This window comes from Marinomonas polaris DSM 16579, assembly GCF_900129155.1.
Lineage (GTDB): Bacteria > Pseudomonadota > Gammaproteobacteria > Pseudomonadales > Marinomonadaceae > Marinomonas > Marinomonas polaris.
In genome coordinates, this window is record NZ_FQVF01000030.1 from 21,100 (window position 1) to 36,481 (window position 15,382).

A 15,382-nucleotide genomic window follows, 5' to 3' on the forward strand; every position below is an offset into this window, starting at 1 on the left:
AACCAATAAACTCTGCTTTTTCGTCTATTTTTGCCTCGTCTTGGCTTCGCTCGCGACTTCGTGAAACGGTCTCATTCTATCGCTTTGTTGCGACCTGATTTTCACTTGAAAAATACTTAAGAATTATCCTATGCATGATGCAATCGATACGACCTTTTCACCATTACAGAATCACTTATTAGCCGCCTTACCTGAGGAAGTTCAAGTCCGTATCTTTCCTTTTCTTGAGTTGGAAAAACTGGAATTAGGGCAAGTGATGTACGAAGCGGGCGACAAATTAGCTTATGTACACTTTCCTGTCGATGCCATAGTGTCTTTGCTTTACGTGATGGAAAGTGGCGCGTCTGCCGAAATTTCTGTGGTGGGCAATGAAGGTTTGGTGGGCGTCGCCTTATTTATGGGTGGCGAAAGTACGTCTAGCCGAGCGGTGGTGCAAAGCGCGGGATATGCGTATCGCCTAAAAGGCAGCATGCTAACGGAAGAATTTAATCGGCACGGTAAGCTGCTAGAATTAATGCTGCGTTATACGCAATCCTTGATCACCCAAATGGCGCAAACCGCTGTCTGCAATCGGCACCACTCTATCGACCAACAATTGTGTCGCTGGTTGTTATTGTCACTTGATCGTTTGTCCGATAACCATCTCACCATGACCCAAGAATTAATTGCCAATATGTTAGGCGTGCGCCGTGAAGGTGTCACCGAAGCGGCTGGTAAATTGCAAAAGCTTGGGGTGATCGATTATCACCGAGGTCACATCACTGTGCTAGACAGATCGAAACTCGAAGAATTGAGCTGCGAATGTTACGCCGTGGTGAAGACAGAAACAGATCGTTTATTGCCATATGTGGTGCCGAAAACCTATTCCTTACCGAAAGTGTATTCTTTGGTAAAAAAGTCTTCCTTGCCCAAAAAATAGCTATGATAATGTGCTTTTTTATACCGATTTATGAAACGCCTTTCGTGTTGTGTTGATGAATCGAATTCCTCTCGAAAGTGTTCTTACTAAGCTGATACTGATCGCCATGTAGGACACTTTTGATGCGAGGTCGACGACATTGTTTTTGGTCAGTAGGCGCATCAGAATGCTGCGAGGAAATGTATTGTCGGAATCAATGGCAATTCGTTTTATAGTGCGACGATTTTCCTCTAATTCAAGACGTAAAGACTCCCGCTGCTTGACTAAATCTTGTTTGGATAGCGCTTTATAATTCATAGAATATTTTGCTTAATTATCTCGATGTCTTCGGCAACTTCTGCGCGTGTTGCGGCAAAAAATCCATCTGGATGAGTCAATAGGGCGAAGAAGCGTCGACAGGCAAAATACGAAATAGCACCGTAAAGAATGCATACCGACGCAATCGCGCTAATTAAATAGTTTGTGTTCCAGCATAAGGCGACGACAAACACACCAAGGAAGAGACAGAAACAAATAAAACAGGCGAAGCCAATACAGGCTGCTGCAAACATTTGTTTGAGTCGTCTTTTTTCTTCCACCCATTCTACCTTCATCAGCCGCCAGTGCAGTCTGGTTTGGTCAATAAGACGTTCTTTGGCGGAATGTAATCGTTGCAGGCTCTTCAATTATTTAACGGATTGAATGCGCTTTGCAGTGCATTCTCCGACCTCATAGATATGGCGTAATATGGCATGTTGCTGGCTCTTATTCGAGAAACACTACTATTTGTGTTAGACAAGCTGTTTAAGAGCGTCGCGCTAACAAGGCACCGAATACAACACCTACTAAGGCACTGGCTGCAATCACTTGCCAAGGCTTTTCATGGGCGTAGGTATTGGCCACTGCAGCAGATTTTTTTGCTGCACTAGAAACCGTTGCACTAGTGTGATTTATAGAGGCTTTTGCCGCAGAGATTGAGTCATTAATTTTTGCTCGTACTTGCGCCAATTCTTCGCCAGTAACAGACGTGCTGGCTTTCACCAAATCTTCTATGTCGGACAGAAAGTGACTGAATTCAGTAGAGACTTTATCCATTGTGCTGTTATGGCTTTGACTATGATCTGGAGTATGACCATCTATCTTAGACGTTTTCATTATGCATTCCTTTTTTGTGGTGGATGTTAAACGCTACTCTATTGTTTTCTAGACTAAGTGAAGGCAAAGCCCAGGTCTGTTCGTCAGCGAACTTAGCAAGCTTTGTTTTTAAAGCTCGATGCAATTGGCCTGTGTATAAAGGCTGCCATGACCTGATTGTCTGCCTGATGATTTTAGTGCGGCATAGGCTTCGGTAATTTCTTTGAACAAGGGCTCGCAATTTGACTGCTCAGAAATATCTGGATGATATTTGTGGGCAAGCTTGCGGTAAGACTCTCTGATTTCTTTCGCCGATGCGGTGAGTTCTACTTCTAGGGTTTTGTAATAATCATTGAATTGCATGGTCAGTCTCCGATCAAAATAGATGAATAAAAAGTACAGAGCCGTTCGTTTTTGAGCTGTGCGAATCTGTCCATTTCCCTTAATGAGATGCAGAAAACTCGATTGTCATTTCCATTTCTGAAAAATGGCGTTCTGTTTGTTTCATCAGCAGGGCCAGTTGTTTAAAGACGGCAGGTAAGCGATAGGGTAAATCTTCCGCGATTAATCCTGGTCCAAAGTTGTTTGCTGCTGCACCGTGCAACCAAACGGCCGCCGCAGCGGCATGAAAAGGTTCCATGCCTTGTGTAAGTAGACCGAGCACTATGCCTGCCAACAGATCGCCAGATCCTGCGGTTGCCAAGGTTGATGGTGCATTGGTATTGATGATGGCGCGTCCATCAGGGGCGGCGATGACGGTATCATTGCCTTTCAGTATGACGATGGCACCGCTTGCTTTAGCTGCAGCGCGAGCGCGGGACAGCTTGTCGTGACCAGAAGAGTCGACCACGTCTTTGAACAAGCGAGTAAATTCTCCTTCGTGTGGCGTCAGCACACATGGACCGGTGATCGCGTCAAACAGATCGCTTGGCTTGTGTTGGAATGAAGTAAGCGCATCAGCATCGAGAACGGTTGTCTGTCCAGACTTCAGCATGGTCAAGACTCGTGCTTGGGTGTCGGGACCAATACCCGCGCCGGGACCAATCAGTAAGCCCGTAATGCGTTTATCTTCAAGCAGTATAGCCAAGTCTTGATGTCGGTGAATTGGCTTGACCATGATGCTGGTTAGTGTTGCAGCATACACAGAAAGAGCGAGGTAACTCTGGCTCATGTCCACCGCGACTGTTGTCAGTCCAGCGCCGACACGAGCCGCCGACAAAGCCGCCATACGAGCCGCGCCAGTGGTTGGCCAGCCGCCCCAAACCAGCGCATGACCTCGACTATATTTGTTGCTGTGTTGATTTAATAATGGCAAATCGTCAGCCCATAACGCGGGATGATTCTCAAAAGTATCAGGGGGAATGCTGACAAACACGGAAGCGGGTGTTCCTATATCGGCGACGACCAGTTCTCCGCACAAACTTTTCCCCGGTTGCAACAGATGACCGGGCTTTTTACGAAAGCAGGTTAGAGTGAGGGCGCAAGGCACAGCACCCATATTTTCGCCAGTGTCGCCCACTAATCCGCTCGGCACATCGACGGCTATAATGGTCAGTTTGTTAGCCGCCGCTACAGCAAGGGTCTCGGCTACCGCGCCTTCTAAGGGGCGAGTTAGACCCGCGCCAAATATCGCATCGACAATCAGCTCCGCGCCGTTTAGAGCATCGGGCGTGAGCGTTTCAACGGGCCCATTCCAGAGAGAAGCATGATGTGCCGCAGAGCCACGAAGCTGATCACGAGTGCCGAGTAACGCGACGCGCACTGGCCAGTTTGCTTCAGCCAAATGCCGAGCAGCGACAAAACCATCACCGCCATTGTTGCCGGGGCCGCAAAGTACTAATACTGGCCGCAAGCTCCAGCGATTCATAATAGCGTCTGCCACAGGACGGCCAGCGTTTTCCATTAGAGTGATTGCATTGATGCCATAGGCAATGGTTAATCGGTCAACTTCGGTCATTTGAACCCTGTTGAGAAGGGCGTGTGGCAGACGATCAGACTGCCCGCGTTGTGAGTCTAAGCCGGATTCCCAATGGCCGGGTTGAGGAATCGTTAAACGTTTCATTGTTGTGCCACCAGATTGGCTTTTGGTGCACGGGCCCAATAACCGGTTAGCCCATAATGCTCGTACATTTCCGCTTCTTGGTGTCGATTAATCTGTTCGGTTGAGTCGTATTCTGGTGAGTCTTTAATCAACTGACGCGTTAGATCGATAGTGAGGGATTCGTCTAACCAATCAATGTCTTTGATCCATTCTGGTGAAATCAGTACTTGATGTCCTCCCCACCAATTGCTGGTATTGATTACCAAATAGCGCACCGCCCAGGTATTTTCTTCTACTAATATTTCAGCGATATGGCCAATGTCGCCATCTTTCGCGTGTACGTGATAATCGATGATGGCTTGGCAACTACGCAAATTAGGGTCTTTGTTTTGATGGTTTTCTTGGTTTTCTGCGTCATAAACGGCTTGATGAGCCACTTCTGCCTTGTGGATTTCTTCGTCTCCATTGAGCGAATCGATATAGCCCGGATACATCAAATAAGGGTACATACCACCAGCCCATAGCCCCGTGCCGCCCCAATAATTTGGATAGCCATAAAACCCCAGATAATCCATTTCATGCTGACGTGAAACAGGTTGGTCTGTGTCGATTTTTGGGCTGTTTTTTACTTGGTCTGTGGTAATTAACACCGGAAGGATATGCTCCCAGCGGTTGGGTTTTTGAATAGAAATCGGAGAGATAAGAACTTTACGATGCATCAGCCAAAGACCTGTTTCCACTACGAAATAGCGGACCACCCACGTTAAGTCATCAAACAAAACGTCCTTTACCATACCCACATGACCGTCGCTGGCAGCAATGGTGTATTTTTCTAAATCGTTCATGCTGCGTAGCATAAGAAGTTATCCCTTTAAATTAGGTAGCTTGTAATAAAGAATCCCTCGGCGTTAACCGAGGGAAGGGCGTTAGTACTTAGCTGTTAATGGACTAACTCAGCTCGATGCGAAATCAATAACCACTCGTGACGGAACATCACCATTTTCCAGACGCTTAAAAACATCGTTAATGGCAGACAATGGCTGTAGCTCAATGTCTGCTTTTACTTTGCCTTCGGCAGCAAAGGCTAATGCTTCGGCCATATCTTGGCGCGTACCTACAAACGAGCCGCGAATGGTGATGCAGTTAGCAACCACATCAAACAATGGCACTGGGAATTCACCCGGTGGCAAGCCAACCAGTACACAAATGCCACGTTTGCGTGTCATGGCAACCCCTTGATTGAAAGCAATCAGCGAAGGTGCGGTGATTAATACGCCATGACCACCGCCGCCTGTTGCCTTGATTACGGCTTCAATCGCGCCTTCGTGTTTGGCATTGACCACTGCGTCGGCACCGAGTCGAGTCGCGTGATCGAGCTTTTTGTCGTCGATATCCACCGCGCAGACATGCAAGCCCATGGCTTTAGCGTATTGAACCGCCAAATGCCCAAGGCCACCGATACCCGAAATAACTACCCAATCGCCTGGATGCGCTTTGGTTTCTTTAAGGCCTTTGTAAGTGGTAATGCCCGCGCAGATCAGCGGTGCAGCTTCTGTGGCAGATAAGCCAGCAGGAATGTGAGCGACGTAATTTGGGTTAGCGAGTATGTATTCAGCGAAACCGCCGTTTTTGGTGTAGCCGCCGAACTCGGCTTCGCCACACACGGTTTCCCAAGCAGCAAGACAATGTTCACAGTGACCACAGGCAGAATAGAGCCAAGGCACACCGACACGATCGCCTTCTTTTACCGCGGTAACACCTTCGCCCAATGCCACCACAATACCGATGCCTTCATGACCGGGAATGAACGGAAGAGAGGGTTTTACTGGCCAGTCGCCCGCTTCAGCGTGCAAATCGGTGTGACAGACCCCACAGGCTTCGGTTTTAACCAAGATTTGCCCTGGACCTGGAGTCGGAATGTCCATTTCTTTAAGAACGAGACCTTCGCCGAATTGTTCGACGACCGCCGCTTGCATTTGTTTAGTCATAATAGGTTCCTGTTGAGTTAGTGGTTTAAATAAAGAAAGTGCAAATCGTGCTTTCTTTAGCGAAGATGCTTTTAGGATGACGCCTTACCCAAACTACGCACGGATTCGATCATTTTGATCAGTACGTCCTGAGCATCACCAAATACCATGTTGCAATTGGGTGAGTAGAACAGGGCATTGACGATGCCTGAATAACCTTTGCCTTGGCCTCGCTTGATGACATAAACCTGTTTGGCTTTGTCAGCGTTGAGGATCGGCATACCAAAAATGGGTGAGGATTTATCCGTACGTGCTGCAGGGTTGACCACATCATTGGCGCCAATTACTAGCACCACATCCGTTGTGGCGAATTCTTCATTGATGTCATCGAGTTGGAAAATAAGATCGTAAGGAACGCCAGCTTCGGCCAATAACACGTCCATTTGCCCCGGCATACGGCCAGCAACGGGATGAATGGCAAACTTGACGGAGACTTTAGCTGCTTGGAGTAATTTGACAAATTCGTAGAGCTTTTGTTGTGCTTGAGCAGCAGCAAGACCGTAGCCCGGCACTATGATAACGCTTGATGCATAGCGCATTTCAATGCCAGCATCTGACGCTGCGGTTTCTCGCTCTGTTCCTTTCATCGCGCCATGTTTGGCCTTAACAATGTCACCGAAATTGGTAAACAACACATTAGCGACGGATCGGTTCATGGCTTTTGCCATTAGCAAGGTTAGTAATAGGCCAGCGGCGCCAACCACCATGCCGGCAATCATTAAAGCCGGATTGCCTAAAACGAAGCCTTCAAGACCCACTGCCAGACCAGTGAAGGCGTTGTAGATAGAGATCACCACGGGCATGTCTGCACCGCCAATTGGCAAGGTCATTAATATGCCGAATATCAGTGCAATGGCGAAGAAGATGTAAGTCCAGCTTGCAATAGACAGAAGCGGATCAGCGCCACTCAGTGTGACAAAGACGATCCAGCCTGCCACAGCGATGGCAGCAAGAAAGACCACTCCATTGATGATTTGTTGGCTCTTTATTCTTAATGGTTTGTTGATTATGCCTTGCAGTTTTGCCCAGGCAATCACAGAGCCGGACATAGAAATGGCACCGATTAATGCACCAAGTAAGGTAACAATCAATTGACTAGCGTCATGGGCGTTATTGCCAAATAACTCCACTGCGGCGATGGCACCTGCTGCACCACCGCCCATACCGTTATAAATGGCGACCATTTGCGGCATAGCCGTCATGGCGACCTTACGTCCGGCAAGCCATGCGCCGACACCGCCAATGGCAAGGGCCAGCAAGGCGAGGGTGATATTCATTAGTAGATAAGGCTTTACGCTGTCATCAATGTTCAAAACGTAGAGAAAGCTTGCCAACACAGCGGCGACCATGCCGATGCCAGCCAAACGAATGCCAGACGCAGCGGTGGCTGGTGAGGACATGCGTTTGAGACCAAAGAGAAAAAGAAAAGCGGCCACAAGGTTGGCAGCGCCGATAGTCAGTTGCGCTAAAAGAGTGAGCATGATTGTGTCCTTAGTGTTTCTTTTTCGAAGCGTGGCTGCGATGTGGTTTGCTGGCTGGTTCACTGCTCTTAAACATCGCCAGCATCCGATCCGTCACCGCGTAGCCTCCTGCAGCATTGCCGGCGCCTAACAGAACAGCAAAAAAGCCAATAACTTGTTCCTGCGTCGTGCTGGCGTTAATGAGTGTGTAAAGCCCACCAACGACCACAATGCCATGTATGAAATTGGAACCGGACATCAGCGGTGTATGCAAAATAGCTGGCACATTGCCGATGATGACCCAGCCTGCGAATCCTGCCAGCATGAATATGTACAGGGCGACAAAGCCCGTAATCGTGAAATCAAAACTCATCACTCACTTCCTATGCTATTCAAACCGTTTTTGCGGTTTGGTTGTCTAATTTGGTTATCGGTTTTTTTAGGTTATTTAGATTGAGATTTTGCTTTGGCTTTTTTATCTGTTTTATCTGTTTTAGTTGCGTCGCAAAGCTTGCCATCGTGGGTCAGAGCAGTATCGGCAAGCACTTCGTCTTCCCAGTCGATGGTGACTATGTTGTTCTTCATCATTAGGGCGAGCAGGTTGAACAGGTTCTTGGCGTAAAGCTCGCTGGCATCCGCTGCGAGCATGGATGGCACGTTTAATGGAGCGATTATCGTGACGCCATCAATATGAGTCGTTTCGCCGGGTGTTGATGCGTCGCAATTACCGCCGCCATCCGCAGACAAATCGACGATCACCGAGCCGCGTTTCATGCCAGAGACTTGTGCTTTGCTAATTAGTTTGGGGGAAGCTTTACCCGGAATAGCGGCTGTGGTGATGATCAAATCGGCTGCTTGAATGTGTTTTGTTAGTGCTTTATTGACGGTGATTTTTTCTTCGGGTGTGAGTTCGCGGGCATAACCGCCTTTGCCAGTGGCATCAACGCCTGTGTCGACAAAGGTCGCTGCTAGAGATAATGCTTGTTCTTTGGTTTCGGGGCGAACATCGTAGCCTTCAACGACCGCGCCAAGTCGTTGCGCTGTGGCGATGGCTTCGAGTCCTGCGACACCAAGGCCCATGACTAAGACTTTGGCTGGGCCAATGACGCCTGCCGCTGAGGTAATTTTAGGTAGCACCTTAGTCATATTGCTCATACCAAGGGCGACCGCATAATACCCCGCTAAAGCCGATTGACTGGATAACGCATCCATTGACTGGGCACGAGAGATACGTGGAATGCGTTCCATGGCAAAACAGGTAATCTTTTTTGTGAGCAGGCATTGAACAAACTCAGGTTCATTCGCCGCATAAACGAAACAAATCAATATTGCGCCCGGTTTCATGGCGTTAATGACCGACATAGCGGGCGGCTGAACCGCTAACACCACATCTGCGTCTTCGACCAAGGCATGGCGGTCATCCATGAAAATGACGTCTTGATAGGCGGAATCTGACAGCTTAGCCGCATCGCCAGCGCCCGATTGCATATGCAACCGAGCGCCAAGTTTGATTAATTTAGCGGTGAGTGATGGCACCAAGGAAACGCGTCTTTCATGGGGCTGCGTTTCTTTTAAAATGGCAAGGTTTACATACATGACGAGATCCTTATTCTGGCGCGTCGAGAGTGGCTAGGCGTACCAGTTTTTTGTTAACGAATTCCTGAATCCCCATGCTGCCGAGTTCACGTCCGTAACCCGATTTTTTAATACCACCGAAAGGTAGTTCTGCATCCGTCCAGTCGATGTTGTTGATAAACATCATGCCGGTTTCCACTTGGCTGGCGACACGTTTGCCACGTTCGATGTCTTTGGTGTAAACCGATCCGCCTAAACCGAAGTCAGAGTCGTTTGCTAGAGCAATCGCTTCGTCTTCATTTTTAACGCGGAAAAACATCGCAACTGGGCCAAAGAATTCATCACGGTATGCTGGGTTGTCTGGTGTGATATCGGTGAGAATAGTGGGCTGCATGAAAGCGCCTTTTTGATCGAAGCGTTTGCCACCGATCAGTACTTTTGCACCATGCTCGACTGCGGCATCCACTTGCTTGAGCAAACCGATTAACGCGGATTCAGTAGACAAAGGGCCAAGGGTGGTTTTTGGGTCCATTGGGTCGCCAGGTTTGAGTGCGCTAAGTGCAGCCTGAAATTTATCCAGAAATTTGTCGGCTAATTCTTCGATAACGATAAAGCGTTTTGCTGCGCAACAGGTTTGGCCTGCGTTGTACATGCGCCCCCATACTGCCCATTTGACGGCTTTTTCTAGATCGGCATCTTCAAGGACGATAAACGCATCACTGCCACCTAATTCCATGGACGATACTTTAAGGTGATGGCCTGCGCTAGAAGCAACCGCGCTGCCAGCTGGGACGCTGCCAGTTAGCGCGACGCCTTTTATACGAGGATCACCAATTAGATTATTGGCTTGTTCGTGAGAGATAAATAAATTGGTATACAAGCCTGCAGGAGCGCCAGCTTCTGTCAATAATTCATCAAAGGCAACGGCGCATTGTGGTACGCAGGCCGCATGTTTGATCAAGATGACGTTGCCAGCCATGAGATGCGGGCCAGCGACTCGCGCTAATTGATAGTAAGGAAAGTTCCAAGGTTCAACACAAAGGATCAAGCCAATCGGGCTGCTTTCCATGTGCGCTTCGCCACGAGTTGGGTCGAGTTTGACTGGAGCAAGAAAGCGTTCGGCGTTTTCTGCGTAATACGCCATGATTCGGGCGCTGAATTCGACCTCGCCACGGGCTTCGTCGATTCGTTTACCCATCTCAAGTGTTGCTTTTTTGGCGAATTCATCCGCACGGGCATGCAGTATTTCTCCCGCTTTGGCGATGATAACGGCACGCTCGGCGTAGCTTTTATTACGCCAGATTTGATAACACTCAGCGGCGGTTGCCATTTTATCTTCAAGTTCTTTATCGCTGATATTCTCAAAGGATTTTTGAATCTTGCCATCGTAAGGGTTAACACTTTGGTAATTCATGGTGAAGCATTCCTTATGTTTGATTTAGTCAGCTGATGCTGGTGGTCAAATGATTTGTTGCTAGAGCCTATTCTTCTTAATTTATTTCGTCAGTGCGTTTGCGTACACAGTGCATTTATATGCACTGTGTTTTTTATAGAGTGGGTTATTGTGTAAATATTTTAGTGGGAATATTTTGATGCTCTATTAGTTATTAATATTTTTTATTAATTTAATTTTTATGAGGTATTTTCTATCGGATGATTTTTTCTTTGTGTGTTGGCGTACATACAGGGTGCAAAAAATTGATGTAAATTGATTGAGTTGTATTTAATTTTTTAAAAAGAGATTTTTAATAATTAAAGTATGTGCCTGAGTTCTAGTTCGAAGTTCGACAGTTTTTAATTGTTTTTATTTCAACACCCTCATAGCTCATCAGAGCATGCTTAAGGGATTTAAGAGGACATAATTTATGAGTCAAATTATGAAAGGATTGTTTTTTTCATCGTGTCGTCATGTGCTGAAAAGCTCATCTGTGGTGGCGGTAGTTGTCTTACTGACAGCCTGTTCGAATAATCCACAGCCCAAGATGTACGGCGCTTTACAAGCCGCAGAAACGGCCATTGCCGATGCAGATAGGAATGGCGTTAACGGTTATCCATCACCTGAACTAGTTGAAGCACGAAATAAGCTACAGCAAGCACGGGCAGCAATAGAAATGGAGCAAATGCCTTTAGCCGTTTACTTAGCGCAAGAGTCTCAAGTAGATGCCGAGTTAGCATCCGCTAAAGCGACCTTGATTAAAGAGCAACAGGTGAATGATGAAATAAAAGAGGGCATTGAGGTCTTGAAACAAGAAATGGATCGCAATATGGGAGCGGGCTCATGAGTGCATTAAATATTCGATTTTATCAAGTGGCTGGTATGGCATCCTTGCTTGTACTGTCTGGTTGTTCTGCGCCAGCATCTAAGCCAGAGGGCGCGGATAACGTACGTGCCAAGTTAATTCATTTGCAAATAGATTCTCAGCTGACTCAATCTGCGCCGTTAGAATTTAACAACGCTGAACAAGCATTGCTGTCTGCAGAACAGCCAAGAAAGGATGAAGTACTAGGTCGTCATCTTGTAATGGTTGCAGATCGTAAGGTCGATATTGCTGAAGCACGGGCAAAAAGTCGCCTGTTGGTTTTAGAACGCAAGCAGCTTAGTCAGCAGTGTAACGAGGCCAAATTAGCGGCAAGAGATCGCGAAGTGAATATGGCGCGTAGTGATGCTATGCAGTCTAAAGCCGATACTGAAAAATTGCGTATGGAAGCCGATGCTGAGCGTAACCGCAGTCAAGAATTTCAGCAACAACTTGGAATACTCAATGCTAAAGCGACGAATCGCGGCATGATTATGACTCTGGGTGATTTGTCTTTTGCAACAGGGAAGGCCCAGCTTCAACCTAATGTGTTGACTGATTTAGATAAGCTAGTTGTCTTTCTGAATAAGTATGCTGACCGCAGCATTGTGATAGAAGGCAACACTGATAGCGTGGGTAGTAAAGCTCTTAATCTTAAATTATCTCAGCACCGAGCTTCAGCAGTCAGAGAGTATTTAGTTGGTAAAGGTATCAATTCTGGTCGCTTAACGGTGGTTGCAAATGGGGAGAGTAATCCATTAGATACCAATGAATCTAAACTTGGTCGTCAGCATAATCGTCGAGTAGATATTGTCATTTCGAATACCGAAATGTCTAGACCTGCTGCTATTCTAAATGGTTTAACTATTAATTCAGTGGAATTTCCAGCGGATATATTAAAAGAAAATAAAGAATAGTAATTTCAAAGGTAAGCATCTTGATAATGGGAGATATTGTCAAGTTGCTTTTTTTATCTAATAAAAATGTGACCACCATCAGTTTTTTAGAATGTTTTAATTGTCTTTTTAATTTAATAAAAGCATGGTTTGTATCGTGTTTTTGAATGTTCAATTTGTGGTTTTTATTTTTTAAAAAGTACCCGTATTTTCACAGGATGTTAATGATGACATTTAAATTTCCAACCGCTTATACCATTTTGTTTTTGCTGATTGCCTTGGTGGCAGCAGGTACTTGGGTTGTGCCCGCAGGCCAATACGAACGTGTTGAAAATGTAACGCTAGGTAAGGAAGTGCCTGTGCCGGGTACGTATCAGCAAGTGGACTCTGACCCACAAGGTGTGGTGGATGTTTTCCTTGCGCCTATTGCGGGTTTTTATAATCCAGACAGTTACGAAGCTGCCGCCATTGATGTGGCTTTGTTCGTGTTAATTATTGGTGGATTTCTAGGTGTCGTCACCAAAACAGGCGCGATTGATACGGGGATTTCACGCGCAATGGTGAAGCTGAAAGGCCATGAAAAATGGATGATTCCGATTCTGATGGCGCTGTTTGCTATCGGCGGCAGCACCTATGGAATGGCGGAAGAATCGCTGGCATTTTATGCCTTGTTGATTCCAGTGATGATCGCCGCAGGTTACGACTCTGTAGTGGTGGTTGGCATTATTTTGTTGGGTGCTGGCATAGGAACGCTTGGTTCCACCATTAATCCGTTTGCGACTGTTATCGCCGCTAATGCTGCCGATATTCCCTTCACGCAAGGCATGGTTTTACGCTTCTTTATTTTGCTAACGGGATGGCTAGCATGTGTGGTGTATGTGATGCGCTATGCGGCAAAAATTAAACAAAACCCAGAATTGTCTATTGTGGCGGATCATAAAGCGGACATCGATGCGCAATTTTGTAAAAAAGTTCATACCGATGGCGAGGCTATGCTGACGCTGAATCAGAAGTTTGTCTTGGTGATTTTTGCTTTAACCTTTGCGGTGATGATTTGGGGGGTGTCGAGCCAAGGCTGGTGGATGGCAAAAATGGGCGCGCTCTTTATTGCTTCGTCTGTGCTGATCGGTTTTGTTACTTGGATGGGCGAAAAAACCTTCACGGAAGTCTTTATTAATGGCGCACGAGATCTATTAGGTGTCGCCATCATCATTGGTATTGCTCGTGGCATAGTCGTCATCATGGACGCAGGTCACATGACAGATACCATTTTGCATTTGGGCGAACAAAGCCTAAGCGGTTTGTCGAATGTGATGTTTATCAACGTGATGTTTGGTATTGAAGTGTTGATGTCATTCTTTGTTCCTTCTTCGTCTGGTTTGGCGGTGTTAACTATGCCGATCATGGCGCCGCTGGCTGATTTCTCTGGCGTGGGCCGAGAATTGGTGGTGACGGCGTACCAGTCTGCCAATGGTTTAGTGAATTTATTTAATCCTACTTTTGCTGTGGTGATGGGTGGGCTTGCTATCGCGAAAGTCCCTTACGAAAGATGGCTGCGCTTCATTTGGCCGCTGCTGTTAATCCTTTGTCTCATCATTATGGGCTCTCTCAGTGTTATCGCATTAATTGAATAAGCCGTTACGTATTCGGCTATGTGAATCAATACATAAAACTAAATAAAGCACATTTTCACCTATCAATAGTCGTGAGACGTTCTCATTAGTGCGTTCTCACTAAAAGGAAAAAACTATGATCGAATTTGGCGTTCACTCCGAAGTTGGCAAACTGCGTAAAGTTATCGTTTGCCGTCCGGGTCTTGCTCATTCTCGTCTTACTCCCGGCAATGCCGCGGAATTGTTGTACGACGATGTGTTATGGGTTCAGCAGGCACGTACCGACCACATGGACTTTTGCATGAAAATGGAAAGTCGTGGCGTAAAAGTGCTGGAATTTGGTCAATTATTAGAAGAAACCGTGCGCGATAAAGGCGCTCGAAATTGGATTCTTGACCGCCGCATTAGCGAAAATCAAGTGGGCGTTGGCATGTTAAATGAGTTGCGCAGCTGGCTTGATGATATGTCTGCCGAGCAATTAGCCATTTACTTGATTGGCGGGATTTCCGTTCATGAATTGCCTTTTAAGCCTCATGGCATGTTTGGTAATTATCTCGGTGGTGATGGTTTTGTTATTCCTCCACTGCCTAATACTCAGTTTCCACGTGATAACAGCAGTTGGATCTATAACGGCGTCACAGTCAATCCAATGTTTTGGCCAGCACGTCGACCAGAAACCTTGTTGGTCACCGCGGTGTATCGTTTCCATCCCGAATTTGCGCCAGCCTTTAACAATGGCGATTTCAAAATCTGGTGGGGCGACCCAGATCAGGATCATGGTCCAGCCACCGCAGAAGGTGGAGATGTTATGGCGTGGGGCAATGGCTCTGTGTTAATCGGCATGGGCGAACGGACTTCGCCACAAGCGGTTGGACAAATCGCCAAACGATTATTCGAGCAGGGCGCAGCAACCCGCGTGATTGCCTGCCAAATGCCGCGTTCTCGATCTGCTATGCACCTTGATACTGTGTTCAGTCATTGTGATCGCGACGTTGTAACCGCCTTTACCGATGTTTGTGATGAGATCCAATGTTATAGCCTGCGGCCAGGTGATCACGCTGGACAAATTGATTTCCGTAAAGAAAAGAAACACCTGTTTGAACTCGCAGCGGACTGCTTAGGCATCAAAAAACTTAACGTCGTGCAAACTGGTGGCGACCATTATCAGAAAGAGCGTGAGCAATGGGACGATGGCAACAACGTTATCGCGCTGGAACCTGGTGTTGTCGTCGCTTATGACAGAAATACCTACACCAATACCTTGCTTCGCAAAGCGGGCGTGGAAGTGATCACCGTGAGCGGGGCAGAGCTAGGCCGAGGTCGTGGCGGCGGTCATTGTATGACGTGTCCGGTGTGGCGTGATCCTGTCTCTTACTAAAACATGACTACTGCGCTCGCTACGTCATTGGGTTATCAGTTTAATTAAAAGGGTTATGACCAT

At 47.0% G+C, this 15,382-nt stretch carries 16 protein-coding genes; 5 read left to right on the forward strand and 11 right to left on the reverse strand.

From position 1 onward, the window contains the following. Positions 1–130: 130 nt before the first annotated feature. Entirely contained in the window at positions 131–919 is a 789-nt protein-coding gene (locus BUA59_RS22260) for a Crp/Fnr family transcriptional regulator (RefSeq protein ID WP_072842236.1), read from the forward strand. An 18-nt stretch (positions 920–937) separates the two neighbouring features. Here the strand turns inward: BUA59_RS22260 and BUA59_RS22265 are convergent, their stop codons facing one another. The 11 genes from BUA59_RS22265 to BUA59_RS22315 all read right to left on the reverse strand — a co-directional run bounded on the left by BUA59_RS22265 (position 938) and on the right by BUA59_RS22315 (position 10,549). Next, positions 938–1,216 carry a hypothetical protein gene (locus BUA59_RS22265; RefSeq protein ID WP_072842238.1) on the reverse strand — a complete coding sequence of 93 codons (279 nt, stop codon included), beginning with the start codon at positions 1,214–1,216 and terminating at the stop codon, positions 938–940. Continuing rightward, positions 1,213–1,584 (reverse strand): phage holin family protein, encoded by a 372-nt coding sequence (locus BUA59_RS22270; RefSeq protein ID WP_072842240.1) that lies wholly within the window; start codon positions 1,582–1,584, stop codon positions 1,213–1,215. Before BUA59_RS22270 ends, BUA59_RS22265 begins: the two co-directional genes overlap by 4 nt. A 118-nt stretch (positions 1,585–1,702) precedes the next feature. Further along, positions 1,703–2,053: an ElaB/YgaM/YqjD family protein gene (locus BUA59_RS22275; RefSeq protein ID WP_072842242.1), complete on the reverse strand. Its 351-nt coding sequence runs from the start codon at positions 2,051–2,053 to the stop codon at positions 1,703–1,705. Between the two features lie 108 nt (positions 2,054–2,161). Next, on the reverse strand, positions 2,162–2,395 hold the full coding sequence (locus BUA59_RS22280; RefSeq protein WP_072842244.1) for a DnaJ domain-containing protein: 234 nt from the start codon (positions 2,393–2,395) through the stop codon (positions 2,162–2,164). Positions 2,396–2,474: 79 nt separating this feature from the next. After that, positions 2,475–4,094 carry a bifunctional ADP-dependent NAD(P)H-hydrate dehydratase/NAD(P)H-hydrate epimerase gene (locus BUA59_RS22285; protein ID WP_072842246.1) on the reverse strand — a complete coding sequence of 540 codons (1,620 nt, stop codon included), beginning with the start codon at positions 4,092–4,094 and terminating at the stop codon, positions 2,475–2,477. Next, positions 4,091–4,930, reverse strand: coding sequence for a PRC-barrel domain-containing protein (locus tag BUA59_RS22290; protein ID WP_072842248.1), 840 nt, complete (start codon positions 4,928–4,930; stop codon positions 4,091–4,093). Before BUA59_RS22290 ends, BUA59_RS22285 begins: the two co-directional genes overlap by 4 nt. Positions 4,931–5,026: 96 nt before the next feature. After that, positions 5,027–6,061, reverse strand: a complete 1,035-nt coding sequence (adhP, locus tag BUA59_RS22295; protein WP_072842250.1) for an alcohol dehydrogenase AdhP — start codon at positions 6,059–6,061, stop codon at positions 5,027–5,029. A 71-nt stretch (positions 6,062–6,132) separates the two neighbouring features. Then, a complete protein-coding gene (locus BUA59_RS22300; RefSeq protein ID WP_072842252.1) occupies positions 6,133–7,581 on the reverse strand; it encodes an NAD(P)(+) transhydrogenase (Re/Si-specific) subunit beta in 1,449 nt (482 codons plus the stop codon). A gap of 10 nt (positions 7,582–7,591) precedes the next feature. Continuing rightward, positions 7,592–7,933, reverse strand: a complete 342-nt coding sequence (locus tag BUA59_RS22305) for an NAD(P) transhydrogenase subunit alpha part 2 (RefSeq protein ID WP_012069672.1) — start codon at positions 7,931–7,933, stop codon at positions 7,592–7,594. A gap of 71 nt (positions 7,934–8,004) precedes the next feature. Beyond that, complete coding sequence (locus tag BUA59_RS22310) at positions 8,005–9,156, reverse strand: NAD(P) transhydrogenase subunit alpha (protein ID WP_072842254.1); 1,152 nt, start codon at positions 9,154–9,156, stop codon at positions 8,005–8,007. Positions 9,157–9,166: 10 nt separating this feature from the next. After that, the gene (locus BUA59_RS22315; RefSeq protein WP_072842256.1) at positions 9,167–10,549 is read right to left on the reverse strand and encodes an NAD-dependent succinate-semialdehyde dehydrogenase; all 1,383 of its coding nucleotides are present in this window, start codon (positions 10,547–10,549) and stop codon (positions 9,167–9,169) included. Between the two features lie 451 nt (positions 10,550–11,000). Between BUA59_RS22315 and BUA59_RS22320 the strand changes: the two genes are divergently transcribed. The 4 genes from BUA59_RS22320 (at position 11,001) to BUA59_RS22335 (ending at position 15,319) form a co-directional block, all read left to right on the forward strand. Continuing rightward, positions 11,001–11,417: a DUF4398 domain-containing protein gene (locus BUA59_RS22320; protein ID WP_072842258.1), complete on the forward strand. Its 417-nt coding sequence runs from the start codon at positions 11,001–11,003 to the stop codon at positions 11,415–11,417. Next, the gene (locus BUA59_RS22325; RefSeq protein WP_072842260.1) at positions 11,414–12,349 is read left to right on the forward strand and encodes an OmpA family protein; all 936 of its coding nucleotides are present in this window, start codon (positions 11,414–11,416) and stop codon (positions 12,347–12,349) included. Before BUA59_RS22320 ends, BUA59_RS22325 begins: the two co-directional genes overlap by 4 nt. Positions 12,350–12,552: 203 nt before the next feature. Next, complete coding sequence (locus tag BUA59_RS22330; RefSeq protein ID WP_198432114.1) at positions 12,553–13,962, forward strand: YfcC family protein; 1,410 nt, start codon at positions 12,553–12,555, stop codon at positions 13,960–13,962. Between the two features lie 115 nt (positions 13,963–14,077). Further along, entirely contained in the window at positions 14,078–15,319 is a 1,242-nt protein-coding gene (locus tag BUA59_RS22335; RefSeq protein WP_072842264.1) for an arginine deiminase, read from the forward strand. Positions 15,320–15,382 lie beyond the last annotated feature (63 nt).